This window comes from Vibrio bivalvicida (assembly GCF_001399455.2).
GTDB classification, from domain to species: Bacteria; Pseudomonadota; Gammaproteobacteria; order Enterobacterales; family Vibrionaceae; genus Vibrio; species Vibrio bivalvicida.
Genome location: NZ_LLEI02000029.1, coordinates 1 through 26812 on the forward strand (window position 1 = coordinate 1; position 26812 = coordinate 26812).

Sequence of the window (26812 nt, forward strand, 5' to 3'; positions counted from 1 at the left end):
ATTTGGAAGTCTTGTTCATCCAAATAAATCGCTTGCCGAGCATTTCCACGCGATGTCACATGATATAGCGCACCAGCAAATTCAACCCTTAATGGTCGGCTCATTTTCTCTCCCTGAAAACACCACACCAAATACCTAAACTAAACCACCTCACAATCCCAAAAAGGCAAAAGGCAAGACCTGATCCCGTTTAGATTTTTTCACTGTTAAATTGCTCGCTACTCGACAACAATGTATCCGACTCGACAGTAGCTCTGGCTACTATCATCTTTATTGGTATATATAGTTACATTTGCACCTGCGAACTTAGCAGATAAAAAGGCACTAACATAGGAATCATAGCTGCTATGCGACTTGTCAAGGTACGCCCACGTATGCTGGTTCCCACACATTGTAATGCCACTCGCTAAAGTAACTCGAAAAACCATATTTCCGTCATCTGTAACATGAATTTGACCAAGTTTCCCTTTTTGAACACCATCCCAAGCAAATAAGTTGGAAGAGAAAACGGCAGCACTTAAAACTAAACAACTAAGTATTTTTTTCATAATAATCTCATTTTAGCCTGCCTAAACAATGAAATTTAGGCATTGATGTATAGAATATATCTGGCGTTAGTATCAACGCCTCATTTTTCATTCTGAGTCGTTGATCTCAGTGAATGTCACAACCATCAGGGTCAGGTCTTGCGTTTTGACACAATACGGCTGACCCGTGAATAATGAATTCCGAAGTGGTGTTCGATTTGTTTTTCTCACACTAGTACCTCGACAAATATTTGGAAGTCTTGTTCATCCAAATAAATCGCTTGCCGAGCGTTTCCACGCGATGTCACATGATATAGCGCACCAGAAAATTCAACCCTTAATGGTCGGCTCATTTTCTCTCCCTGAAAACACCACACCAAATACCTAAACTAAACCACCCACCTAACAAACCCCAAGAGGCAAAAGGCAAGACCTGACCCCGATTTACTTGCAATACGACTGACCCGTGAATAATGAATTCCGAAGTGGTGTCTGATTTATTTTTCTCACACTAGTACCTCGACAAACATTTGGAAGTCTTGTTCATCCAAATAAATCGCTTGCCGAGCGTTTCCACGCGATGTCACATGATATAGCGCACCAGAAAATTCAACCCTTAATGGTCGGCTCATTTTCTCTCCCTGAAAACACCACACCAAATACCTAAACTAAACCACCCACAATCCCAAAAAGGCAAAGGTAAAAGACAAGACCTGACCCCGTGACCCCGTTCTATTTATTAGTAAAAATGCATGATTTTTGATAAGACTCTTTATCCTCTATACCTTTAATATCTTCAATACTCTCACATTTTTGTTTTAGATGTTTATACACATCTACCTCACCATAAAAAAAATTTGAGATTAGATGTATTTTGTTATTTATCAGCCTAGGATATAAGTATGCTGAGTACTTTTCTTTAAGATTATTCACCGAAATTTCAATTATTATATTTTCTGCCCGATACTTCCCCTGCTCTAATCTATCTAATAGAGCAGGGGAAGTATCATAAAAAGCAGCTGTTAATGGATTTAGAAATGCAGATAACTGTTTTGCATGTAACATGGTAATTTTCTCTACTTTTTCAGCATCAAAATCACCTTTCAGCTTGAACTTGAAAATATAGGCCTCTGGCGACGAATACCAAGAAATAGACTTCAGACAAGTCGATATTGTTTCTCCTACTTTTTCACATGCAATGTCCTTTTCCAACTGAGGCTGACTCACCTCAATATGTTCAAGGCTTGCGACTGCTTGGAAAGAAAAAATGTTCAAAGCTATTAACAAAACTGGTTTTATTTTAATCATATTTAAACTTACTTTCTAAGAACTGGACCTATAGGTGATGACTTACTTGACTTAAAGTCTCTCACGTTAACTTCATTAGTAAACTTATCAACACGCTTCATATGAACTACTCTTCTACCTGTATCGACCGGCTCATCCTTTACGTAGGTCTCACCATTACTGAAACTAACAGCTGGTGCTGATTTCACTTTATAGGTCACTGCTCGATATTGTGTTTCGACAGTCTTAACTGTTTCAGTAGACTTTAGCGCAACTTCCATTACTTGAGCAGTCGCTATAGCACGCAGATCTTTAGTCGCAGCAGCAATTTCATTACCTAGAGCTGTAACGGTATCAGTTACAGTAGTGTCCATCAATTCACCTTGACTATACTTTTCGGTTTCAACATTTAGATCTTGTTCTACAGTTTCATCTACTTCTAAAGTTTCCACTCGACCTTGAATTGGCCCTGATGATGTTTTACCTAACCCATCGTCAGGGACAAATTTCCCCCCCTTAAAGTCGGCATATTCCTCATCGTCAATTATTCTTGGTTCCTCTTCCTTTACTACTGGTTCAGGCTCTTCTACTTTGTTGTCCCCAGAACTATCACCATCTCCGTTTCCAGTACCTGTACCTTTGCCTTTATCTTTGCCATTATTAGAGCCCCCCCCAAAAAAGTCTTTAACTTTGTCCCAAGTATCCTTCACATCATTTTCGAAGTCGCTCCAAGAATAAAACCCTGTAGGATCAGTATACTTAAGGGGGTTATTCCAAACGTAAGAATAACGGTTAAAGCTATTAGTAACATATGGCGCCTGAATAACCGGATCCGGGCTAATAAACCTCCCCAGCTCCTGATCGTAAACCCGACCATTCATATGCACTAGGCCAACTTCGACTATCTCTTCATGGCCGGTGTAACCACGGTTGGTAATCGCTTGTTGCACCACATCGAGCGGGCCTTCTTCACGCCATGCGACTTTACGCTGCTTACCCCAAGTATCGTAACTGCGGCGCTCTACCACTACGCCGTAGCCATCAGTGATCATATCGACAGAGTTAAGTGCATCGTAGTGAAGGTAACGCGTTTGCTTGTCTTTAAGCTTGTTCTCGCCGTCGTCGGTATGGGTATTAAGTGCGATCAGCTTACCGTCAGCGTAAATAAAGTGCTTATGCTGCACAATACCTGTGTTGCTATCGGTGACACGCTCATAACTTTTACCGAAGTAGAACGTCTCGATACCGTCGCTATTTTTCTTCAGGTAGCGGTTGTGGTTGGCATCGTAGAAGAACTCAACCGTTTTACCATTACGGGTAATCTTGGTTGGCTTGTTAAACTCTGACCACTCCAGTTCACGCTCGTTTTGCTGGCTACCATCCGCCCAAGCGCGCAACATATTACCATTAGCATCGTACTGATAGTTTAAGCCGTTGGCTTTAGTCACCGCATGCGGGCCAGCTTGCTGGTTACTGTATACGTAGTCACCAATACCGGTCTTAAACATCAGATTGCCAAGCTTGTCGTACTGATAAACAAACGGACCAGCCAAGTCTGGATTATTTTCACCATGCTGAGTCTTACTCGCCAATGAAATACCGTTGCTGATCACGCGATCAATCCCGTCGTAGTCCCACGTATCGGTAATGCCGAGCTTCTCATCATAACGATAGGTCACATTGTTGTGGTTATCGTAGCGGTAATGAATAAAGCGAATATTGCGCCCGTTCGCTGTGCTACCTGATAGTCGCGGATCAAACAGTACATTAGCCTTATGGGTAGTGATGTAGCTTGGTCTACCCGTATTGGCATCATGGTTGTACGTGTTGACTAAGCCATTACCTAAGGTTTCCGACAAGGTGTGGTCATAGGCATCGGTCTCTCGGCGCTGCCAGTAGTAAACGTAGGCCGGGTTATCGAGTGAGTCTTCTAGCTGAGACTGGGTTAGGATCAGGTTAAGGTGGTCAGCCTGGCTCGACTGCTGCGTGTTGGCACAGTTAGTGCGCTGATTCGCTTGCAGCTGATTTCCACCTAGCTGGTTAGCGTATTCACAATACAAGCCACTTAGTTCGGCCACTTTCTCTGACAGGTTAATCAGTTGGTTGGCCAAATCCGTGTAGAACTTATAGCGCGTACTGGCGATGGTCGCCGCTTGAGATAAGTCATCTGCGGCAAACAGTAGCTCGGTTGTGGTCGCGCTATCAGCATGAGCAATATAGATGTCTTTATTACTCATCAGATCTTTCTGACCGTTGCTGTCGTAGTCAGTCAGAATAAAGTCGTGCGATGGGGTTAAAGTTTGTGAGGCAAACTCAGCAGCCGATACAGTGTGCAGCGTTGCGTTGTAGTTTCGAGTACCTGCGCTAGAGCTATTGGCTAAAGAGGTAGATAAACGGTAGATCGCCCCCTCTAAGGTAATATCCAGTGGGATAGAAACATCGTCATGCAGTAGCACCCAAGTTGCCGGACGCAAGTAACACTCGCCTTGGGCATTACACCACTGTTTATAACGATAACCATTACCTAACAGCGCCTGAGAAGAGCTATCTAGGTTATGTACGTTGACGGTTTTATTGTTGTATTCAGCCGCTTTAGTGGTAAAGAAGCTCTCTTGAGTAGAATAACGCTCTGCTTTACTTAGGTATTCGGCCGCCTGAGTAATCGCTTGGTCAAGCAGCTGTTTGATATCTTCACGGAAGCTGGCACTGGTAAAGGCTTTGTCTGCATAGTTTTTCGGGCTACGTACCGCAGAAACATATCCGTTCGGGCTATAAACGTATTCGACTGCCAGTCTATTATCGTTATTCGCGCTTGATAGTAACTTAGCCGCCCCTGCTAATGTGGTATCAACGCCGTTCGGGCGAACCTCTCGGGCAACGCGCTCGTACTTATCGTAGAAGTAGTAAGTACTGAACTTTTCGTTATTGACTTTAACCGCGACTTCTTCGGTTAAGCCCGCATCGTTATAGTAGTAATCGGTCTCGCTGCCATTACCTGCAAAGCCAGACAGAGTGCCTAGCGCACCACGTTCATCATAGCGCCACGTAGAAACGTTACCGCCCTCAATCTGTTTTGTCTTACGACCCAAGCGGTCATATTCGATGGTGGTGACGGTGCCTTTCGCGTCACGCTTATAAATCAGCTCACCTGCCGCGTTGTAGGTGTAAGACCACTTGCCCATATCTGGGTCATCTAGGTAATTGCGATGGCCTAGGTTGTCGTAACGGATCTGAGTGATGTTACCCGCCGAGTCGGTACTTGCTTTAAGTTTGCCATCTGGGTAGTACTGATAGGTTTGGTATGCGCCATGCGGTTCATCTTTACGTAATATGTGGCCCATCACGTTAGTCACTGTGCTGTGACTAAATCCACGCGCATCTTCCACATTGGTTTTGTAACCGTCATAAGTGGTGACAAAACTCGCAATAGCGCCACCATTGGCTGGCTCTTGTTTTTTGATCTCGCGGTTTAACGCGTCATATTTAAAAGTAACTACAGGGGCAGCTGCTTTGGTACCAACAAACTGCGGACGTGTCACACTCAGTTTTCGGCCATTGCGATCCCAGCGAGTATCGACCACGACTAACTGACCGCTAAAGCCAGTGTGCAGTTTACGAATCTCTCGACCTGCATAGTCGAAGTGCGTTGTCACCTGACCGCCAGAAGCGGGTTTGGTAGTCACACAGCTTACCGTTTGACTAACTGCATGAGAGCCACACTGAGCACCCAATTGGTATTGGGTGAAATTAGTATTGCCCGTTCCCGGCAGGGTTTCACTGGTGACGCGGCCAAAGGCATCATAGCCAAAACTGCTGGTGCGGCCTTTGAGTGCACTGACTGATTTGCTCAGCAAGCCTTGTGCATTAAATTGAGTCGAAGAACGATGGCCCAATGCGTTGGCTGACGAAGTGACGTATAAACCTTGGCTGTCATATAGAGTGGTTGAGGTACGCGCAGCAAGAGCTGTCCCTTGTACGCTCTGTGAAACCACATTGCCCCACTGATCATAGCTATAGCGGTTAGTCACGCTCTTGCCACCAGAGGCAATATCACTGCTTGACTCGTAATCAGAGCTATTTACTGTGCTAGAGGTTAGGAAACCATTGCCATCATAGCTATAAGCATTACTGATAGCGCGTTTTAGGTTAGTGGTATTATCGGTTAAGGTCGAGGTTGAGCTGGCAACCGTACCAATTTTCCAGAAGTTATTGCCCGTCTCTGTCACTAGCTCAGTTCGGGTTGTTTTTGAGGTGGTGAACTCCATTTTTCCATCACCATCAAAATCGCTAATTGCGTAGCTGCCACAAGATTGCGGGTTGGCTGCAGTAAAATCTGCTGCCGAAGCGTTAACTAGCTTACCTGTGTAAATGGTCAACCCATCTAGGTCGGTGCTTGAGCCCGTGACCTGATATTTAAAGTAAGCGTTATAGCGATGAAGAACGAGTGGAATATCGACATCACTGTGGATAAGCACAATATGGTCATTGGCTTTAAAGTACACTTCACCGTTCGCAGCGCAGTAACGACCAAGCCCTGCTTTAAAAGAACTCAGCAAAGTTGGTAGGTTATCAATATTGCTCGCGGTTGAAATATCGTAGATATGTTGATTGTTGTTCAGCCCGGTTGATAGATACTCAAACTTACTGGTACTTGTGAACTTGCCTGCTCCTTCAATATCACTTGAGACAACCGAGGTTTCATCAAGCAAGTTACCGAAACGGTCCATCACACGGGTAATGGTCTCTTTTCTTTCCACTACATTGTTATTGCTTAAACCATATTTATTTTTGACGACCTGATCGGCATACACTTGATAGTATTTGGCATTGTAACCTTGACGAGTATGCTGCTTGTAGTGGTAGCTGATCTCAGAAACTTTTTTACCGTCTTTAGATACTTCGACTGCCAGAGGCTTGCCAGTAATTGCCAACCTGTCTTGTTCAAATGTCGTTTTAGTTACAGTGACAACATCAGCCGCTTCTGTTTCGGTAATGGTTTTAAAGCCCAAGAAACCGCCACCTTTAAGGTGAGTTTTAGCCCCTGCATATTTATAGCTATAGCTGGTTGCGCTATAGCCTTTCGGTGCTTTAGTCACATTCGCCACTAGGTAGCGCCTTGGGGTGACAACTTTATACGGGTACTTGCTAGTGACTCCATTAGTGGTATAAACGCTGTTTCCCACCGCAGCTGTATAGCTCACCCTGTAGTCAACACCTACTTCCGAAAAGAGTGTGATCTTGTCTTGAAAGTGAGGGGTTGAATAACGAATAAATGTCTTCTTCGCTAAAAACTTATCCAATTCTTCTGGTGATACCGATCCAACAAGTATCGGGCGACCTGAAACCAGATTAACGTGTTCTTCACGCGTTAAAATATCAGACCAACCATCTCCATTAGCATCTTGTACTGAGTAGATTTTTTCCCCTGCATCAAGAAACACACCAGTAGCAAACTGATTATTTTTGGTATTTTGGTAGAAGTGACGACCGTAACCTAGCTCTGGGTAACCGTCATTATTGAGATCTGCAAAAAAGATCCCATCTTCATGCGAAACACTGTGGTTATTGATAGGAGACGGGGAAGCAAAAGATTTGCCGTTAAATAGGTGTACATAAAGCAGCCCTTTTGCCGTGGGTGAACCCATTACAGCATCTAGGTAGCCGTCATTATTGATATCAGTAAACGACTTTAATACACGCCCACCAGCAGAGGGCAGCGTTTGCCAACCTGAACCCGAAATTTGATAACGATAACCACCATTGGGAATATCAAACTTGTGCAGGTCATCAATGCCATCACCGTTGATATCAACGGTAGAATAACCTTTTTGGGAGGTTTCAATTCCGTCGCCATTAAAGTCGCCGTAATTTTCACCTTCAGAGCCAAACTGACATTCTCGAGGAGCGCCTACAAATGTAGCACCCCCCCTTCCACTGTTTGAATTAGAAGAGTAACTTTGCGAAAGTTGAACAGTGCAAGACTGATACCGGCAATAAGTACCAAGTTTGCCATTGCCATTAGAATAGCTCGCAGCGGTGTCTCTATCACATTGATTTAAGCTCAAAGATGGTTGAATTATACTACCGCTTAGGCTAAATGATTTAACATTGGCATGCGTTACACCGTTCAAGCTTTTAACCGACATTGTGCCGTTACTATTACTGCTTACCACTCCATAAGCAGTTCCTTTGCCATCACCATTAGTATCGTAATATCTTGGGCTACGGAAACCTGTATTAGATGAGCCGCCTAGTCCTGGATCTCTGCGCCCAAGCCAAGTAAAGCTAATATCCGTCGAACACTGACCGTTGGCACAATAATTAATCTTAGTTAGCTGGCTTCGAGCGGTATAAGAGGAGTTCTGATATGTCAGGCCATAAGTGCCAATTTTATTGCCAATACTGTCAAAGGTTTCAACCTGCTTTAAGCGCTCGCTTCTGTTAAGTAGTTTGCCACCGAGGTACTGCGAGGTACTGTCTGGGCGAGTCTCATAGACAAGGTTAACTTTACCACCAACATAGTTCACTTGGGCAAGCTTGTGCTTACCGGCACTATTGTCTTCGCTGTATACAAAGTTAATGTGGTTAGCCTTGCTGGCATCGGTAGTTTTATTTAACGCCCACTTGTAGACATCGGCTTGTGTTGGCAGTTGTACACGTGAATCTTCGCTGACACCATATTCATAAACAGAACCATCTTTGTACCAAACTTTAAAGCTGGCCGGGCCATTACCCGCACGGCCAAAGGAAACAATTTTGGCGTAGCCGTTGTTTTCAACGCGGTATTCGGTCAGGTTTTCACCATCGCGGCCTGAAATGGCGACCAACCTTTGGCCATCCAGACAGTAGCGGTCATTAGCATCAAAATTAACGCCGCCCCAGCGACCATCTTTTTCAAGGTTTTTTCCACAGCGAGAAATTGAAGATAGCCCACCTAAACTCCAACCCATGCCTAGCATGCCGTTTGGCGAATCACTGCGGTACTCAAGACTCAATGAGGGCTGATGGCTTGCACGACCTGGCGCAACCGAAATAGGCAAGGAATAGCTCGCCTGACCACCAGATACCGAGAAATCACCTGACAACTGAATACTTTTTTCAGCATCAGCGGTTAACGATAACGCTGGTTGAGAAAATAATGCCAAGAATAACGAGGCAGAAAAGAGTGCAAAGGAGTGCGTGAAACGGGTTGATTTCATATTAGCCACTGCTGGTTTCATTCTGAATTTGGTATTTAAGCACCTGAAAAATCCACTTCAGGCACTTACTAAATCGTTATTTTTATTGACTGAGCGATTGCAGTTTTTTTAGACGCTGCTTTAAATCTTCAAGCTCAGGCGGTGAGGGATATTCCTCACTAATATTTTTTTGTGAGAACTCAGCAAGTTCTCCATTGAGTAAGGGTAAATCGACCCTTTCGGCCTCAACCAAGCCATGAGCAATGGTCTGTTGAAGCTGAATAACCGGAGTAGGAAAACTAACGTCACGACTTAAGAGATCAGATGGCGCATCAGGGCTAGGCTGGGATGATTGTGTTGATTCAACAGCCTGATTTGATGACGTTAAAGGAGAGGTTTTCTCTGGGAATACAAACAAGGTAACTAACCCAATAACCAACATAATGGCGAGCAATAAGCTCAGCTTTCTGAACATGACGTTTTCTTACAAAGTACTGTTTAATTCGCACTGCCTATCACTATTCAATAATCATGGCGTGCATTTATATTATTCACGCAATAATACATTTACTTACAATAAGCTCAAGATATTATTCGCACCGAACGACATACAAAAAGCATACATTTGAGTCACCTCAAACTATTAGGCGGATGAATGATTTCCAAGCCATCTACAAATAAAAAAAGGCAGATGATTACTCACCTGCCCTTTGGTTTGCTGTTGTTGAGGTATTAGTTACGACGACGCCATAGCGCGAGGCCGAACAGAGACATCATTGCGCCGAAGCCGAATGAACCTGCCATGTTTAGCTCTAGAACTGCTGGATCGTGGTCAGAAGAACGGAAGTGATCTTGGTACTTAGGTAGGTCACCTTTGTACTCATCGTTGTAATCAAACAACGTCGATTCGCCACCGTTGATGTGCCAATCTGTTGCGTCAACGAAGTGCTTCTCTAAAAAAACATCGGAGTCAGGCCTTGCGTTTTGACACAATGCGGCTGACCCGTGAATAATGAAATCCGAGGTGGTGTCCGATTTATTTTTCTCACACTAGTACCTCGACAAATATTTGGAAGTCTTGTTAATCCAAATAATTCGCTTGCCGAGTATTCCCACGCGATGTCACATGATATAACGCACCAGAAAATTAAACCCTTAATGGTCGGCTCATTTTCTCTCCCTGAAAACACCACACCAAATTCCTAAACTAAACCACCCACCTAACAAACCCCAAGAGGCAAAAGGCAAAAGGCAAGACCTGACCCCGGTTTAATTCCTGAACCTATTCATTTCTTTCTGATTCTTTTTCTATCTCAGATTTATAGTATTCAATAGGACTTAGTTGCGTCTGCCCAACTTTAATCTCACGTCCATTATTTTTGTCAAGGTAGGCAAAACCAGAATAATAAAAATTATCTACAATTGCTTTCGCCAAAATAATAATGTCATCTTGATTGCCACCACCTAAATTAAGCTGTATGAGCTTATTATCAGCATCTATAGGCTTAGGGTATCTGGGGTTAAAGAGCGCTAAAAAAAGGTTCATACCACCTATGATACCATTTATCTTTGTTGAGGTATCATCACTATTAAATTGTGGTAAATAGTCAATATCAATAAATATGGTAATAAAGACTTGATTCTTATTATCTATTTCAACTTTACTAAAACAGATCGCTTCAGGCTCCTTACTACAAACAGGGTAATGCTCAGAAACTCCCGATTCCGTAAGGCCTATACTTTTCATAGATGCGCTTACTACAAAGCTTGTCAGAATGCAAAATGTAGCCATACCAATATATAATATTATATTTTTCATAATTTTATTTCTTTCTTAGACTCTAATAAACCATCAGGGTCAGGTCTTGCGTTTTGACACAATACGATTGACCCGTGAATAATGAATTCCAAAGTGGTGTCCGATTTATTTTTCTCACACTAGTACCTCGACAAATATTTGGAAGTCTTGTTCATCCAAATAAATTGCTTGCCGAGCATTCCCACGCGATGTTACATGATATAACGCACCAGAAAATTAAACCCTTGATGGTCGGCTCATTTTCTCTCCCTGAAAACACCACACCAAATACCTAAACCACCTAACAAACCAAAAAACCAAAAAAGAAAAAGGCAAGACCTGATCCCATTTAGTTCATAAACCAGAATTTACCCCAATAATAATCTGCATAATCGGATTTCTCAAAGCCTCCTAATTCTTCACCTAGTAGACTTTTGCTTTCTTTAATACTAATGGAAAAAACGTCGCTAATTTCATTGGCTTCACCTATTACAATGATAGCTTCCTCGTCTATAATCTGAATAATCACATTCAGATTGTTAGAGAATATTAAATGGTTATCAAAGAACAAACCATCCATACTGACTAGTTTTTCATAATATTCAAGATTGTTATTAAAATCCATATTGATAACAGAATCTTTATCTACTATATCTCCAAGCTTTGGCTCTTTACATAAGAATAACTTCTTATATTGTTTCTTTAGATTGGAGAACACGGGCTCGAACATAACTTCTGTTCCACCCATAATAATCAATACGCTCAACCCATTATCTTGAATCCAATTACGATCAACAAACCTTGTCCCACCAGAAACAAAGTTATCATCAAATAATCCCTTAGATATAAATTCTATCGCATTGTTCACTATCACCCCCAATGACCATCATTGTCATACCGATTTGGCGTTTTAACCATCGGAGTCAGGCCCTGCGTTTTGACACAATACGGCTGACCCGTGAATAGTGAATTCCTAAGTGGTGTCTGATTTGTTTTTCTCACACGAGTACCTCGACAAATATTTGGAAGTCTTGTTCATCCAAATAAATCGCTTGCCGAGCGTTTCCACGCGAAGTCACATGATATAACGCACCAGCAAATCCGACCCTTAATGGTAGGCTCACTTTCTCTCCCTGAAAACACCACACCAAATTCCTAAACCACCTAACAAACCAAAAAAGCAAAAGGCAAGACCTGATCCCGTTTGGTTTTTACTATTCTTGAACTTCTGAATAAAAGTAATCATCTGGATTTAGTTTAGTTTCGGAAATTTCAGTCACTAAATCTCCGTCATCATTAAAGTAGGAGAATCCTGAGTATTTACGTTTATTAATATCAACTATCATTAAAATTACAATATTATCGGTGCTTGCGCCCTCAATCATTAAAGGTATCATTTCACCCTGATAATTAAATGCTTCACTTACCCTAGGGTTTAGCTTCTCGATAAGACTTCGCATCGCAAAAGTAGCGACCTTGACCTTAGATGAAGTATCTCTCAGTTCCTTACTTTGGAATTCAGGTGAAGAGTCAAAGTCACTTTTTACTGTAATAAAAACTCTTTTTTTCTTGTCAATCTCAATTCTATCGATACAGAGGCTAGCTTCTTTTTCAGCTACACAACTAGGGAAGTAAACCGTAATTCCTGAGTCCTTAAGATTCACTTCGTATGCTGACACGTAGAAGGAGCCCATAAAAAAAACCATGGAATAAATAAAAATTTGACAAATGATACTAATCATAATTTTCATAACTAAATTCTATGACGTTATTTGTTACCTTTGTACCAGCAGGCCTAGTTCTAACCTTACAGAAAAACATCGGGGTCAGGCCTAATGAAATGGTTTCGCGGCATTGGTACTTAAAAAATAGTACCTACAAATTGTCCAAAACGTCTTCTGCTCTCAGTCTGTGATTTGGAATATCTCCTTTCACCCACCAAAGAGGTAAGTAGTAACTCTCTACTTGCGGCTCCAAACCATAACGTTGAAACGCGAGAGACGCTAAAGCGGTGATGGGAAAAGATACCCACTGCGATGAATTCCAACCGAAACTAGGATCATCATCCGAGGCAGGTAAATCGAAGTAAGCTCGGTAAGTCCGGATAGCTTGCTCTAAAGCCTGGGGGTAAGCTTCGTTTCGATCTGAAGTATACATTGATGCCACAAGTGGTATTAAAGGCACATAAAGGTGATTCGCTTCATCACGCCACAAGGGGTCGATGTATTCAGGTGCAGACATTTCGGCAGCTGTTTTAATAAGCGCAGCCATATCTGCATTAGGGTTAAACATCCCTTTCAGCATAGCCAGTAGTGATTTAATGAAACGATCTTCAGGGTCAAACGACCACCCACCGGGCTCTGGAACAATATTTGACTCTTCAAATAACCAGATTGTTTCAAGTAACTCTTTATCACGAGTTATAAGTGCGAGACAAAATGCATTTAGCCAAGAGAAAAAGTCTCTGGAAGTTTGGTTCGTTTTCCCCTCAGCCTCAAACAGAAAGCCGGCATACTGGCACATAACCTGCCTATTGGGGTTCATAGCAATGCTGAAACCAACTGTCATCAGTTCAGCTGCATCTTGAAGAAGCCATTGAGCGGTCGGCTTATCCCAGTCGAAACGTTGTAACTCGCCAAGTATCCCTATTGCTTGATTGCCTCCCATGACTGCATTTTCCGGCTTTCTTTTAATTGCAAACTGTTGATTGTTATAAAATCTAACCAAATCATCGGGAAGCATAGAGCTCACTCGTTCTACATGGGTGGCATTAGGCTCAATATGATGTTGTACTTTACTATACATTGTTAAATGCCTCGTTCACCTTCTTAATTGTGATTGGGTTCGTTGAATATCGTGGTATTCAAGAAAAGATGATCAAACCAAAGGATTATTCTGTCTTCGCCAAAGCAAATACTTCTTCTTTGCTCTTAAATTCTGGGCTTATGTCCCCTTTTACCATCCACTCAGGCATATATAGAGTATCGACGCATGGTTCAAGCCCCCAACGGTGATAAGCCAAAGAAGCAAGAGCAGTGATTAGCATGGCAATCCATTGCTCAGAGGCATAGGCATTGTCATGCTGCGGTTCATCCCTCATCCAGTATGTTTTATGATCCTCTAGAGCTTCTTTTAGTTTCTCCGGGTATAAAGTTTCCCTGTCAGAACTGTACATCGCATGAATCAAAGAGATTAGCGGCAAGTAGCGATATTGCACCTCTTCAACTCTGTGATCGACTCCTTTTCTGGTGGAACCAATCGCCTGTGAGTCAAAGACTTTTTGTGCCGCATCCTTCAGTAGCGCTTCTATATCAGATTCTGGATGCAAAACACCTTTCAATAACCGTAACATGGCTTTATCAAATTGCTTGTCTGCAGAGCTTGCGGTAAAAATATCAGCATCAATGAAAGAATCATTCATTTCGCATAGCTCCAAGGCACCATTGTAATCTTGAAGAATTAATGCTGCTGAAAATGGGATAACCCAATCATCTAAGCCTAAGCTGCTATCGTAAACCTTACCAACCGCAGAATAACAATGTTGGTTGACATTGATTGGAACCTCTGTACCTGCATTAAATGTCATTCGAAAATATGCTTGCCCTAAGTGGTAGATGAGTTTTAGGTGCCACTCTAAATACGACTTTGGCTCCCCCTTAAGAAGGCGTTTTCCCAATACTTCTAGGTGCCACCCCTGCTGAGTAATGCAATTAAACTGATATCTTCCCGGTTCTAGACCCTCAAGGTCATCCCTACACGGGGTCATATTTATCAACGGTTCTAACCACTGCCCTAATTTTATTGGGGAGTAATCATCTCCCCAATCTCGTTGACAGTACTCAATCACATGGTGATCTAAGGTACATTTATTCATTTGGTTTAAATGCCCTCTTTTTATACTGTTTCCGCGTGTCATTGCCTTTATTAAAGCCATCATCGATGAGCTTATACGAGCGATTAATAAATGAAGGTTTGTCATTGCTAGTACTCAATCCTTAGACTTTTAGCTGGCTTACTTAGCGCTCAAATATTGAAGTAGCTAACTCAGGTATATATAGCTAGGGAGATAGCCGCATTCAAAATCTAGCGTAAAGCCATACTTCTCATATGCATACTTGGCTGCAGCCAGTAATGGCATAGCAACATAACCTTGAGCGATTTGACTAAAGTCCTTGTCATGCGTCCACCATTCTTTGTGCATTTCCAAAGCACGATACATAGCCTTACGATAGGCGTCTTGATCTTGCTGGTGCACGGTTTTCATCACATCGAAAAAGCCAAGCGTGATAGTGATAGCATGGAAAGGTACCCATTTACCTTGACTTAAGCTCTCTTTACTATCAATAAGAGTGGTCAGTTGATTGATTGCAGCAGAAATATCTTCACTGTCTTTTAGCCCCAGCATATGCAAGACAATCTCACAATGGAGCGATGGTATTTCAGCTCGATGGAACACCTGACCACTGTTAAGTAAATCCATGAGTAAGTTTAAATCTTGGTAACGCCCCGTAACAATCGCGAGATAGATCATTTCTAGCCATTCCGGAGAAGGGATTGATTGTATTTTCCCACTCGCAGGGATAGCGAAATCTACCCCTTGATAAGTGAAAGGAACAATCTCTCCCACAGGCTGAATAAGAGCACGTTGCCATAACATTAAGTATTGCTGAGCAGTAAATAAATGATCGCTAACTTCTTGCTTAGAAACTGAAGGTAAATGATTACCTATAGTGAATAACTTAATTTGATCCTCATAACCTGTTTCAAAACCAAAACGATCTCTCCCTGCATTGTTCATTGAGAATTCATTAGTACCAAGAAAACTATTCAAAGTGGCGTTGTATAGCCTTAGGTGCCCTTTCAAGTTTCCTACGTGGGTCTTCAATACTTTTTTCATAGTGGTGACGTTATCTCAAATTTCACATTTTAGTACTGTATCTTTATTAGGAATACATTCAGTGCTTAAGAACTCTAACCAGCCCCTGCCCACAGCAACTCTAGCCGAGCAAAAATGTCATCTATCTGTTCGGCTTATTACTTATTATTTATGGTCACTTTTAAAACTATTGTTTTCCACCGACTGTCATACTTCATGCTAGAGAATTGGGCATTTTATAAATCTTAGGAACAATACATCCAATTTGCATGCGCTCAAGTTATCGTTTCAGTCAGCATGATATCGATAACAATATGAAAGTAACAAATAAATCATTAACTTATTTAGATTTACTGAATAAAAAAGAGCAGATGATCACTCACCTGCCCTTAGATTTGCTGTTGTTACGTGATTACTTACGACGACGCCATAGCGCTAGGCCGAACAGAGACATCATTGCGCCGAAGCCGAATGAACCTGCCATGTTTAGCTCTAGAACTGCTGGATCGTGGTCTGAAGAGCGGAAGTGATCTTGGTACTTAGGTAGGTCACCTTTGTACTCATCGTTGTAATCAAACAACGTCGATTCGCCACCGTTGATATGCCAGTCTGTTGCGTCAACAAAGTGCTTCTCTAGACTTGGGCTAATCAATAGGTGGTCAAGTGCGCCCACTTCATCATTAAACGAGTAGCTCCAGCTGTTTGGATGCGCTTTTGCCACCGCGTTGATGTAGCCGTAGTTGTGATTAATCACTGCACCGTCATCACCGTACTGGACTTCACCACCAATGTAAGTGTTACGCGCTGCTTTGATTGTTTTACCGTATTTCTCTTGGCTGTAATCCGTTAGTACAAGCATTGGATCTTCCATGCCGTACGAGTTCATATCACCCAAGATAACTTTATGACCTTTAATCTCTTTCAGTGCATCACCCAGTGCTACAGCCGCTGCAACGCGGAAGTTTTCACATGAACCTTGCTTGTCTAGGTCTTGACCACCCTGACCGCCTTGCTCAACCGGCGCGGCGTCTTCCCAACATTTCGAACCTTTTGATTTAAAGTGGTTAATCGCCACTGTGATCTTCTCTTTGGTTCCTTTCACTTTAAAGGTTGGTGCAAGAGAATCACGTTGGTAGTTCTTACCGTCTTCAATCACTTTACCGTCTTCAATCACTTTACCGTTTTCATCAACCACTTCAGGTGCTTGCTGACTTGGCATGGCGATAACGCGAGACTCTTTTAGCTTAACCACTTTAGAACGGTAGATAACACCTGTTGTGATAACGTCGGTACCTATGTAGTCATTTTCATCAGTCACTTTATCGCCATTGCTGTCGATAGCGACGATGTCGTAACGCTCTTTCTTATTTTCAATACGTGCGTTTAGCTGATCAACAAGCTGACGAATCGCACCGCTTTCACCAAAGCCGTTGTTCTCGATTTCCATCAGGCCGATGATGTCAGCGTCTAGACGAAGAATCGCATTAACGATCTTCGCTTGCTGCACTTCAAACTCTTCGTAGCTGTTCGCACCACGGTTGTTACCATGTGGGTTAGTGTCACCACCAAACGGCGAGTTGAAGTAGTTCAAGACGTTGAAAGTCGCAATACGTAGATCGCCTTCTTTCATATCGATATCTTGTGTACGTGGGTCGTTACGTATGAAGCTTTCACTGGTTAACGTATTGGTCGGGATCAAACGGTAATCGCCGTAGCTGTAGGTGATCACACCTTCTAGACCAACAATCGTATCGTCAACGCGGATGTAATCTTCTGTCGAGCCATCTTGGTCTGCGTCAGTACGGCCAAAATCAGGGTAGTAAGGGATAGAGCCGTTTGGCGCTTTGGCATCTGATTCTACATATAGACGACGCTCTGCATTTTCGATGCTCTGCTGCTTCGCCTGCTCTGAACCTGCGGCAAAGTTTTGGTTTGGCTGCATGCTGATACGGCCTTGCGCCAGTACCATGTTGTTACGACGCGCGGCGTAGTCGTAGCCGAAAGTACGAGTAACACGCATATCGAGCGCTTCAGTTGTTCTTACTAACATACCTTCATAACGCTCTAATGTGCGATCGAAGTTTTTGTCTGTTGGCAGGATCTCGATATCTGTTGCTGTTGGCGCTGCTTGCTCGCCTTGCTTAACCCAGTTGTTGTTCTCTGCTTTTAGCTGAGTGTGGCTATAGTATTCTTGTACCTTGCCTTTGACACACACTACGTCGCCTGATTTTAGCTCTGAGCTTGACTGGTTAGTGTGAACAAACAAACCTTCTGAAGTCTGTGGGTTGTGATCATCAGTTAGTGCCTGCAGGTAGAATCCTTTTGTCAGGCCTGTAGTTACTGCACTAACCACACCTTTAACAAAGAAGTCTTCGTCTGTGATGTATGGGTAGCCATTAATAAATGGAGAAGTATCGCCTTCACCTTGAATTTCTTGAATAGAGGTAAAGGTTGGTGTTGCGCCGTCTTGAGTACAAGTGAATGGTTCCGGAGCTGTGCCACCATCTAATGTACCTAGACCTTCGATGCTGTCTTTCGGCAGTGAAGACCACTGTGCAGCATTATGTGCAGCAGACGGCGTCATCGCATCTGAGTTGCGTACTAAAGTAGTATCTTTAGCAAAGTCAGAGCCACCCATGTCACCCAACAGATCATGCACACTGCCATCTTTTAGCAGTGCCATTGGGTCATTGCCATTGAAGCCAGTTACTGAACCGTTAAGGATGTCTGCAACCGCTTTAATGTCATCGCTGGCACTAGTATGAGCAACAACCAATACACTCTTAGCTGCCAGCACCTGGCCGTTAAGTGAAAGTTTGCTGCCCCACTCACCATTACCATTGGTTGATTTCGCTAATTCGTAACCGTCAAGAGAGACAGAAGCATCACCAGTGTTAGCAATTTCAATCGCTTTGTTATTGCTGCCACCTTCTACATACTGAGAAATAATAATGTCTGCCATTGCTGGAGAAGACAGAGCACCTGCTACCACTGCGGCTAGTAGCGTTGGGGTTAGTTTTTGTTTCATGTTATCCACCATGCATCGCTTTCAAATGTTGAACCACAACTAGAAAGCGTGTTCCAAATCACTTTTTTCGTGACTACTTATAAATAAATCATGTCCAGTGTTGATGTTTTTTATGAAACTAAAAATTACATTCAGTGACAGTGAGATTTTGATCTCATAGACATGATGAATAATTGAAGCGCCGTCAAATTTTCAACACATGGTGATAACAGAAGTTTCAACTTTGAGACAAGAAGGTTGAATTATTTAAGTTTTTGCTAATAAATAGAGTAACTACTTTAGAGGCTTTCTCTGTTTCGCTGACACAAAAAAGGCGCTGTAGTAGCGCCTTTAGCAAAACAGTAGAACGAATTAGTTGAGTCGATTCTGGTCATCGTCATCTTTACGTTCATATTCCCCTTCAAATGTTGACCCTTGCTTAGAGTCACCTTTATGGAAAGGGCCTTGTTCAAATGGGTTGTGACCAAATTGGTCGCCATGAAAACCGCCTTGGAATCCACCACCAACCGATTTCACCACCATTTTGCTCATTAAGTACTTGGCGATCACCGCCCTAGGTGCAGGAAGCAAAACCAGCATACCCAGTGCATCAGTCATAAAGCCAGGTGTTAACAGCAGCACACCTGCGACGGCAAGCATCACGCCCTCAAAAATTTGTTGCGCAGGAAGTTCACCCTGCTGAAGGCGGTTTTGTACCGACATCAATGTTTGCAGCCCTTGGCTACGCACCAAAGAGGCACCGACAAATGCCGTGATCAGCACCAAGCCGATGGTAGGCCATAAGCCCAGAAAACCACCGACTTGTATAAATAAGCCTATTTCAATAATAGGAACGAAGATAAACAGCAATAATAAGATAGGAAACACACGCCCTCCTTTGTTGAGTTCAGTGTACGTGTTCCACGGTTTTAGCTCAAATTGAAGCTGTAAAAAAACGTGATAAAACACTCAATAGACACCTACCACTAAAGGGCTATTAATAACCTATTCATATCTTGCAAAACTTTAACTCAACAAAAGCAAAAAAGGTGATCCACTTACTATTTTTATACGCTAGGTACAGTATTATGTGCCACATAAGTCAGGACGGATTATACAGCCAAAAACTCTGTCGAATGGATTCTTAGACTACAGAATGGCTATAAAGCAACTTTATTATCAGAATAAATATCTAAGGATCCTGTATGGCTACCCTAACTGAAACCTCTCAAGTGGCTAACCAAGCAACCCGTATCGAAGAAGACCTACTCGGCGAGCGCCACGTACCTGCTGACGCTTACTACGGCATTCATACTCTTCGCGCAATTGAAAACTTCAACATTTCTAACATGACCATCTCTGACGTACCTGAATTTGTACGCGGTATGGTGATGACCAAGAAAGCCGCTACGTTAGCTAACAATGAGCTAGGTGTTATCCCTAAAGATGTGGCGAACTACATCATCGAAGCGTGTGATTTGATCCTTGAAACAGGTAAGTGCATGGATCAGTTCCCATCAGACGTATTCCAAGGTGGTGCGGGCACTTCAGTTAACATGAACACCAACGAAGTGATCGCTAACGTTGCACTTGAGCTAATGGGTAAAGAAAAAGGTCAGTACGAATTCATTAACCCGAATGACCACGTAAACAAAAGCCAATCAACAAACTGTGCATACCCAACGGGTTTCCGTATCGCGGTATATAACAGCGTAGCGAAGCTGATTGAAGCGATTGAATACCTAAAAGGTGCCTTTGAGCTTAAGAGCCAAGAGTTTAAAGATGTATTGAAGATGGGTCGTACTCAGCTTCAAGACGCTGTGCCAATGACAGTCGGTCAAGAGTTCCACGCTTGGGCAGTCACCCTAAACGAAGAGATTCGTGCTCTTGAGTACACATCAAAACTGCTACTAGAGATCAACCTAGGCGCAACCGCAATCGGCACTGGCCTGAATGCAGCGCAAGGTTACCAGGCAGCAGCAGTGAAGCACCTAGCACAAGTAACAGGTCTAGAAGTGGTTCCTGCAGAAGACTTGATCGAAGCGACGTCTGACTGTGGCGCTTACGTAATGACGCACGGCGCACTAAAACGCCTAGCGGTTAAACTGTCTAAGATCTGTAATGACCTGCGTCTACTTTCATCTGGCCCTCGTTCAGGCCTTAACGAGCTGAATTTACCAGAGCTTCAGGCTGGCTCTTCTATCATGCCAGCAAAAGTAAACCCAGTGGTTCCAGAAGTGGTGAACCAAGTGTGTTTCAAAGTACTGGGTAACGACAACACTATCTCGTTTGCAGCTGAAGGCGGTCAGCTACAGCTGAACGTGATGGAACCTGTGATTGCACAAAGTATGTTTGAGTCAATCACGATCCTATCAAATGCGTGTGTCAACCTACGTGACAAATGTATCGATGGCATTACGGTCAATAAAGAGACTTGCGAAAACTATGTTTACAACTCTATTGGTATCGTCACTTATCTAAATCCATACATCGGTCACCACGAAGGTGACATCGTTGGTAAGATCTGTGCAGAAACTGGCAAGAGTGTTCGCGAAGTTGTTCTAGAACGCGGTCTGCTAACCGAAGAAGAACTTGATGAAATTCTTTGTGTAGAAAACTTTATGCACCCAACGTATAAAGCAAAACGCTACGAATAATCGCAGCAAGAAAGGGCTCTTCGGAGCCCTTTTTTGGCACTTAATACGGTTAACCACAATTTTATCAAGGTCTCTCTTCATTCCTATTATCTAACTATTTAGACGCTGAATGGTTAGATAATCAGAATCAAAATAAACTTTATGAGGTATCAATATGGTGGCAGTCGAACTCTTTGTCGTTCTGCTCTTTATCTATTTAGGAGCAAGAATCGGTGGTATTGGGATTGGTTTAGCGGGTGGTGCGGGTGTTATTGCACTGTCTTTGGTACTTGGTGTACCAACTAGCCAAGCTTTTATTCCGGTAGACGTTATTCTTATCATTATGTCGGTCATTACCGCAATTGCAGCCATGCAGGTTGCCGGAGGTATGGACTGGCTAGTACAAGTGGCTGAAAACTTTTTGCGTAAACACCCTGAGCGCATCACCTTTTATGCGCCGATTGTGACTTTCTTAATGACGCTAATGGCAGGTACAGGACACACCGCGTTCTCGACCCTGCCTGTTATCGCTGAAGTAGCCAAAGGCCAGGGGGTTCGTCCATCACGGCCGTTGTCTATTGCTGTTGTTGCTTCACAAATCGCGATTACCGCATCACCGATTTCAGCAGCCGTTGTTGCGTTTGCGGCCATGCTAGCGCCAATGGGTGTTGACTACTTAACCCTATTAGCAGTATGTATTCCAACGACTTTCATCGCATGTATGGTTGGCGCATTCGTGGCTAACTTTATGGGCAGCGAACTGAAAGATGATCCTATCTATCAAGAACGTCTGGAAAAAGGTCTCATCAAGCTAGCAACAGAGACTAAGCGCGAAATTCTGCCAACAGCGAAAACTGCGACTTACATCTTCCTTGCAGCTATTGGCTTTGTTGTCTGCTACGCAGCGGCAATTTCAGGTTCGGTTGGCTTAATCAAAGATCCTGCACTGGGTCGAAATGAAGCCATTATGACTGTGATGCTAGCAGCGGCGGCAGCTATCGTTCTCGTGACTAAGATTGATGCATCTAAGATCCCTTCAGCGGCGACCTTCCGCTCTGGTATGACAGCGTGTGTATGTGTACTCGGTGTCGCTTGGCTGGGTTCAACTTTTGTTAACGCACACGTAGACGGCATTAAAGAGGTAGCAGGAGCCCTACTTTCAGATTACCCATGGATGTTAGCTATGGTTCTGTTCTTTGCGTCAATGCTACTGTACTCACAAGGGGCAACCACAGTCGCACTGATGCCAGCCGCACTCGCTATTGGCGTTGCACCACTGACAGCTGTCGCCTCTTTCGCCGCAGTAAGTGCTCTGTTCGTGCTTCCAACCTACCCTACATTGCTAGCAGCAGTAGAAATGGATGACACTGGCTCTACACGCATTGGTAAGTATGTTTTCAACCATCCGTTCTTTATTCCTGGCGTAGTGACTATCTCTTCTGCGGTCGCACTAGGCTTTACATTTGGTGGTTTATTCATCTAATAACCGCATTAAAAATAAGGGAGCTTCGGCTCCCTTTTTTATTTTATCTCGTGTAAAAAAACCCAGCTCACATTTTAAGTTTGACATTAATCAAGAAAGTGTTCAAAAACTCTTTGTGCATTTTAATCCCAACGTTTGAATAAAATTCCGGTCAAATTTTTTCTATCTCATCACAGCCTGCATACTCATTACTCCAACCCATTTTTTAAGAATATTAATCCGCCCAATTCAAACAATTAGTCGTTCTAATTTAGCATTAGAAAAATAGTGCTTTTTTTGTCGATTTATTTTGTGAAGATCACCAAAGTTAGTAATAGAAACTGCTCTTAAAATAACGTCAAAGGGCAGATTTGACAGTGAAGCCCATTTTATAAACCAAATACCAATAACTTACCCTACATAAGTTATTTAATTATTAATAACTATTAGTCGCTGATTCACTTTTATTTATCGGTATATAAATAAAAGTAAGGAGATAGCCATGACAACCCAGACTGTACCGACCGAAGAAAAAAAAGGCGGCTTCTTTGCCAACTTTAAGTTCCCTTCCGCATATACGATTCTTTTTGTTTTAATCGCACTGGTTGCGCTGCTGACCTGGATTGTTCCAGCTGGTCAGTACGACCGCGTAATGAACGAAGACCTTGGACGTGAAGTGCCTGTCACAGGTACTTACCAAGCAGTTGATGGCAACCCACAAGGTGTTATTGATGTTCTTCTTGCGCCAATTGATGGCTTCTATGACCACAATAGCTACGAAGCTGCGGCGATCGACGTTTCTCTTTTCATCCTAATCATTGGTGGCTTCTTAGGGCTAGTAACTAAAACAGGGGCAATTGACGCCGGTATCGAGCGCGTTACTCATCGTCTCGAAGGACGAGAAGAGATGATGATACCGATCCTGATGGCACTGTTTGCCGCAGGCGGTACTGTCTATGGCATGGCTGAAGAGTCGCTACCATTCTACACCCTACTTGTTCCTGTAATGATGGCAGCGCGCTTTGACCCTGTCGTTGCAGCGGCAACCGTATTACTTGGCGCGGGTATTGGTTGTTTAGGTTCGACTATCAACCCATTCGCAACAGTCATCGCTGCAAACGCATCAGGCATTCCATTTACAGAAGGCATCGCTCTACGCTTAATCATGCTAGTAGCAGGCTGGGCTATCTGTGTTGCTTACGTAATGCGCTATGCTCGCATGGTACGCCAAGATCAGTCGAAATCGATTGTGTACGACAAGTACGAAGAAAACAAAGCGCACTTCTTAGGTAACCAGTCTGAAGAAGGCCTTGAGTTCACAACCACTCGTAAAGCAATCCTTGCTATTTTTGGTGGCTCGTTTGGTGTGATGATCTACGGTGTATCTGTTGCAGGTTGGTGGATGGCCGAGATCTCTGCCATGTTCCTAGCGGCAACCATCATTGTCGGTATAGTGGCTCGTATGAGTGAAGAAGAGTTCACTAGCAGCTTTATCGACGGTGCTCGCGACCTACTTGGTGTTGCACTAATCATTGGTATCGCACGTGGTATCGTCGTGGTAATGGACCGCGGTATGATCACTGACACCATCTTGTTCTCTGCAGAGCAAATGGTCACAGGTCTATCGTCTGTCGTGTTCATTAATGTGATGTTCTTCTTAGAGATTCTACTGTCGTTCCTAGTACCTTCAACATCTGGTCTAGCGGTGCTTACTATGCCAATCATGGCACCACTTGCTGACTTTGCTGGCGTAGGTCGTGATCTAGTCATCACTGCTTACCAATCAGCTTCTGGCCTAGTGAACCTAATTACTCCAACCTCAGCAGTAGTAATGGGTGGCTTGGCTATCGCTAAAGTCCCGTATGTACGCTGGGTGAAATGGGTAGCGCCATTGCTAGCAATTCTGACTCTGTTCTGCGTTGTTGTACTAAGTATTGGTGCGCTAATCTAATCCACAGACTTCTTTTCCTTACCCTGGCTCACAGGAAGTGAGCCGCCCTCAAAGCCGCCTTAGTGCGGCTTTTCTTTTGAGAGACCAGAAACGAGAAACGAGAAACGAGAAACGAGAAACGAGAAACGAGAAACGAGAAACGAGAATATTTTACTTTTACTCCTATAGCCTGCCAACACTATCAAAATTAAAGGCTCCATCCCAAACCACTCACATTCCTCTCGCAGGGCGAAGCCCGTTCCCGCAGCGAAGCGATCTAAAAGACGAAGTCTGCTCTCAATTCAATTATTTGAATTAGAAAAAGTACCCCTACCTATAAAATATATTTGTTAAATAAATTCCCTCCTGTTAAAACCTGCCAAATATTAATATGTGATCGATACAACAATTATTGCCAAATATTTTGTTATAAAAGGTTTAATTCGCACCTCAAAAGCAATTATCTAGAACGATTCGTTGCATACTTCCGCTTTATTCAACTTATTACTATCAAATTTTAATTGCATATTCTTCCTACTAATTAATGTTTATCAAGCATCTTGGATATTTCCCTGCATAAAGTTCCAACCTTAGTGGCTAATTAGGGATGTTACAGGGCAATAACAACTGCATAGATATTGTTAAAACCCTTGTAGAACAAGGCTTAGGGCATAAAAATCGAACTGTGATTGACCTCTAAGATTCCCCCGCTAACAGGCGTAATATGGGCTCCAGAAACAAAATAAGTGAATAAATAAATTCACGCTTCTATTCCCTACAAATTAAATATTAGTTTTTAAATATTAAGACTAATTAAAATATAAGAGAGATACGATCATGAGTAAGTTATACGTAGGTTCTGAAATCGGTCAATTACGTCGCGTTCTTGTTCACCGCCCTAGACGAGCTCTGACTCACCTGACACCTTCAAACTGTCACGATCTGCTATTTGATGACGTATTGGCAGTTGAGCGTGCGGGTAAAGAGCACGACGTATTCACTCAAACATTGCGTGACCAAGGCGTAGAAGTGCTACTTCTAACAGACCTACTGGCAGACACGCTTGCTGTTCCAGAAGCAAAAGACTGGTTATTGAACCACCAAGTATCAGAATACCGCTTAGGTAAAACCTTCGCTAACGACGTACGCTGCTACCTAGGTGATCTACCAAATCTGGAGCTGGCGAAGATTCTGACTGGCGGCCTTTCTTACGCTGAAATGCCAATGAAATCGTCTTCAATGATGCAAGGTCTGCATGCACCGACTGACTTCATCATTGAGCCGCTACCAAACCATCTATTTACTCGTGACACTTCATGCTGGGTATACGGTGGTGTATCAATCAACCCAATGGCAAAACCTGCTCGTCAACGTGAAACCAACCATGTTCGCGCTATCTACCGCTGGCATCCAACTTTCGCGGGGCAAGACTTCATTAAGTACTTCGGCGATGAAGAAAACATCAACTACGACAACTCAACCATCGAAGGCGGTGACGTACTCGTTCTTGGTCGTGGCACGGTACTTATCGGTATGTCTGAGCGTACAACCGCACAGGGTGTAGAGCACTTAGCATCTGGCCTATTCAAACACGGTCAAGCGAAACAAATTATTGCAATGGAGCTACCTAAACACCGCTCTTGCATGCACTTAGATACTGTTATGACTCACATGAACGAAGATACCTTCTCGGTTTACCCAGAAGTGGTTCGTAAAGACGTGAAATGCTGGAGCCTAACAGGTGATGAATCTGGTGCGGTTAACGTGAAAGAAGAAGGCTACTTCGTAACCGCTATCGAGAAAGCACTTGGTGTCGACAAACTAAACCTAATCACAACAGGTGGTGACAACTTCCACGCAGAACGTGAGCAGTGGAACGACGCAAACAACGTACTGACTGTGAAACCAGGCGTGGTTGTCGGCTACGAAGGCAACACTTACACCAACGAGAAATACGACAAAGCGGGCATCACTGTTCTACCTATCCCAGGTGACGAGCTAGGCCGTGGTCGTGGTGGCGCTCGCTGCATGAGCTGCCCAATCGAGCGTGACGGTATTTAATTAAGTGATTAGTTGGCAGGAGCACCTTTGCTCCTGCCCCCTGCAGAGAG

The 26812-nt window shown here is 43.3% G+C and carries 18 protein-coding genes and 1 pseudogene; 4 read left to right on the top strand and 15 right to left on the bottom strand.

The genetic code is table 11. The features are described from left to right. Window positions 1–218: 218 nt before the first annotated feature. The 15 genes and pseudogenes from APB76_RS10505 to APB76_RS10565 form a co-directional block, all read right to left on the bottom strand. Window positions 219–548 carry a hypothetical protein gene (locus tag APB76_RS10505; protein WP_054962905.1) on the bottom strand — a complete coding sequence of 110 codons (330 nt, stop codon included), beginning with the start codon at window positions 546–548 and terminating at the stop codon, window positions 219–221. Between the two features lie 206 nt (window positions 549–754). Then, window positions 755–880, bottom strand: a complete 126-nt coding sequence (locus APB76_RS23405) for a hypothetical protein (protein WP_269085107.1) — start codon at window positions 878–880, stop codon at window positions 755–757. Between the two features lie 153 nt (window positions 881–1033). Continuing rightward, window positions 1034–1159, bottom strand: a complete 126-nt coding sequence (locus APB76_RS23410) for a hypothetical protein (protein WP_269085108.1) — start codon at window positions 1157–1159, stop codon at window positions 1034–1036. A gap of 100 nt (window positions 1160–1259) precedes the next feature. Beyond that, complete coding sequence (locus APB76_RS10510; RefSeq protein WP_054962904.1) at window positions 1260–1835, bottom strand: hypothetical protein; 576 nt, start codon at window positions 1833–1835, stop codon at window positions 1260–1262. Between the two features lie 8 nt (window positions 1836–1843). Beyond that, the gene (locus APB76_RS10515) at window positions 1844–9013 is read right to left on the bottom strand and encodes an RHS repeat-associated core domain-containing protein (protein WP_082880291.1); all 7170 of its coding nucleotides are present in this window, start codon (window positions 9011–9013) and stop codon (window positions 1844–1846) included. An 82-nt stretch (window positions 9014–9095) separates the two neighbouring features. Continuing rightward, entirely contained in the window at window positions 9096–9467 is a 372-nt protein-coding gene (locus APB76_RS10520; protein ID WP_054962902.1) for a hypothetical protein, read from the bottom strand. Window positions 9468–9724: 257 nt separating this feature from the next. Then, window positions 9725–9949: pseudogene (locus APB76_RS10525) on the bottom strand (hypothetical protein); the annotation flags it as partial. Between the two features lie 325 nt (window positions 9950–10274). Then, complete coding sequence (locus APB76_RS10530) at window positions 10275–10811, bottom strand: hypothetical protein (RefSeq protein ID WP_054962900.1); 537 nt, start codon at window positions 10809–10811, stop codon at window positions 10275–10277. Window positions 10812–11139: 328 nt separating this feature from the next. Continuing rightward, window positions 11140–11658 carry a hypothetical protein gene (locus tag APB76_RS10535; protein ID WP_064429701.1) on the bottom strand — a complete coding sequence of 173 codons (519 nt, stop codon included), beginning with the start codon at window positions 11656–11658 and terminating at the stop codon, window positions 11140–11142. 346 nt (window positions 11659–12004) lie between these two features. Beyond that, entirely contained in the window at window positions 12005–12541 is a 537-nt protein-coding gene (locus tag APB76_RS10540) for a hypothetical protein (RefSeq protein ID WP_054962898.1), read from the bottom strand. Window positions 12542–12665: 124 nt separating this feature from the next. Then, window positions 12666–13595 (bottom strand): immunity 49 family protein, encoded by a 930-nt coding sequence (locus APB76_RS10545; protein WP_054962897.1) that lies wholly within the window; start codon window positions 13593–13595, stop codon window positions 12666–12668. A gap of 85 nt (window positions 13596–13680) precedes the next feature. Beyond that, entirely contained in the window at window positions 13681–14664 is a 984-nt protein-coding gene (locus APB76_RS10550; protein WP_054962896.1) for an Imm49 family immunity protein, read from the bottom strand. A 165-nt stretch (window positions 14665–14829) separates the two neighbouring features. Then, complete coding sequence (locus APB76_RS10555; protein ID WP_237767900.1) at window positions 14830–15687, bottom strand: Imm49 family immunity protein; 858 nt, start codon at window positions 15685–15687, stop codon at window positions 14830–14832. A 391-nt stretch (window positions 15688–16078) separates the two neighbouring features. Then, a complete protein-coding gene (locus APB76_RS10560; protein ID WP_054962894.1) occupies window positions 16079–18694 on the bottom strand; it encodes an ExeM/NucH family extracellular endonuclease in 2616 nt (871 codons plus the stop codon). Window positions 18695–19045: 351 nt separating this feature from the next. Beyond that, on the bottom strand, window positions 19046–19561 hold the full coding sequence (locus tag APB76_RS10565) for an FxsA family protein (protein WP_049844309.1): 516 nt from the start codon (window positions 19559–19561) through the stop codon (window positions 19046–19048). 317 nt (window positions 19562–19878) lie between these two features. On the opposite strand from APB76_RS10565, the gene aspA reads away from it, so the two are divergent. The 4 genes from aspA to arcA all read left to right on the top strand — a co-directional run bounded on the left by aspA (window position 19879) and on the right by arcA (window position 26762). Continuing rightward, window positions 19879–21330, top strand: a complete 1452-nt coding sequence (gene aspA, locus APB76_RS10570) for an aspartate ammonia-lyase (protein WP_049844244.1) — start codon at window positions 19879–19881, stop codon at window positions 21328–21330. A 154-nt stretch (window positions 21331–21484) separates the two neighbouring features. After that, on the top strand, window positions 21485–22792 hold the full coding sequence (locus APB76_RS10575) for an anaerobic C4-dicarboxylate transporter (RefSeq protein WP_049844243.1): 1308 nt from the start codon (window positions 21485–21487) through the stop codon (window positions 22790–22792). Between the two features lie 481 nt (window positions 22793–23273). After that, the gene (locus APB76_RS10580; RefSeq protein WP_054962893.1) at window positions 23274–24722 is read left to right on the top strand and encodes a YfcC family protein; all 1449 of its coding nucleotides are present in this window, start codon (window positions 23274–23276) and stop codon (window positions 24720–24722) included. Between the two features lie 816 nt (window positions 24723–25538). Further along, complete coding sequence (gene arcA, locus APB76_RS10585) at window positions 25539–26762, top strand: arginine deiminase (RefSeq protein ID WP_049844241.1); 1224 nt, start codon at window positions 25539–25541, stop codon at window positions 26760–26762. The last annotated feature ends 50 nt before the right edge of the window (window positions 26763–26812 follow it).

Excerpts from the sequence above, each read along its gene's own strand:
- arcA (WP_049844241.1), top strand. The coding sequence starts at position 25,539 with ATGAGTAAGTTATACGTAGGTTCTGAAATCGGTCAATTACGTCGCGTT.
- aspA (WP_049844244.1), top strand. The coding sequence starts at position 19,879 with ATGGCTACCCTAACTGAAACCTCTCAAGTGGCTAACCAAGCAACCCGT.
- APB76_RS10530 (WP_054962900.1), bottom strand. The coding sequence starts at position 10,811 with ATGAAAAATATAATATTATATATTGGTATGGCTACATTTTGCATTCTG.
- APB76_RS10560 (WP_054962894.1), bottom strand. The coding sequence starts at position 18,694 with ATGAAACAAAAACTAACCCCAACGCTACTAGCCGCAGTGGTAGCAGGT.
- APB76_RS10545 (WP_054962897.1), bottom strand. The coding sequence starts at position 13,595 with ATGTATAGTAAAGTACAACATCATATTGAGCCTAATGCCACCCATGTA.
- APB76_RS10520 (WP_054962902.1), bottom strand. The coding sequence starts at position 9,467 with ATGTTCAGAAAGCTGAGCTTATTGCTCGCCATTATGTTGGTTATTGGG.
- APB76_RS10555 (WP_237767900.1), bottom strand. The coding sequence starts at position 15,687 with ATGAAAAAAGTATTGAAGACCCACGTAGGAAACTTGAAAGGGCACCTA.
- APB76_RS10550 (WP_054962896.1), bottom strand. The coding sequence starts at position 14,664 with ATGAATAAATGTACCTTAGATCACCATGTGATTGAGTACTGTCAACGA.
- APB76_RS10580 (WP_054962893.1), top strand. The coding sequence starts at position 23,274 with ATGACAACCCAGACTGTACCGACCGAAGAAAAAAAAGGCGGCTTCTTT.
- APB76_RS10540 (WP_054962898.1), bottom strand. The coding sequence starts at position 12,541 with ATGAAAATTATGATTAGTATCATTTGTCAAATTTTTATTTATTCCATG.
- APB76_RS23405 (WP_269085107.1), bottom strand. The coding sequence starts at position 880 with ATGAGCCGACCATTAAGGGTTGAATTTTCTGGTGCGCTATATCATGTG.
- APB76_RS10505 (WP_054962905.1), bottom strand. The coding sequence starts at position 548 with ATGAAAAAAATACTTAGTTGTTTAGTTTTAAGTGCTGCCGTTTTCTCT.
- APB76_RS10515 (WP_082880291.1), bottom strand. The coding sequence starts at position 9,013 with ATGAAATCAACCCGTTTCACGCACTCCTTTGCACTCTTTTCTGCCTCG.
- APB76_RS10575 (WP_049844243.1), top strand. The coding sequence starts at position 21,485 with ATGGTGGCAGTCGAACTCTTTGTCGTTCTGCTCTTTATCTATTTAGGA.
- APB76_RS23410 (WP_269085108.1), bottom strand. The coding sequence starts at position 1,159 with ATGAGCCGACCATTAAGGGTTGAATTTTCTGGTGCGCTATATCATGTG.
- APB76_RS10510 (WP_054962904.1), bottom strand. The coding sequence starts at position 1,835 with ATGATTAAAATAAAACCAGTTTTGTTAATAGCTTTGAACATTTTTTCT.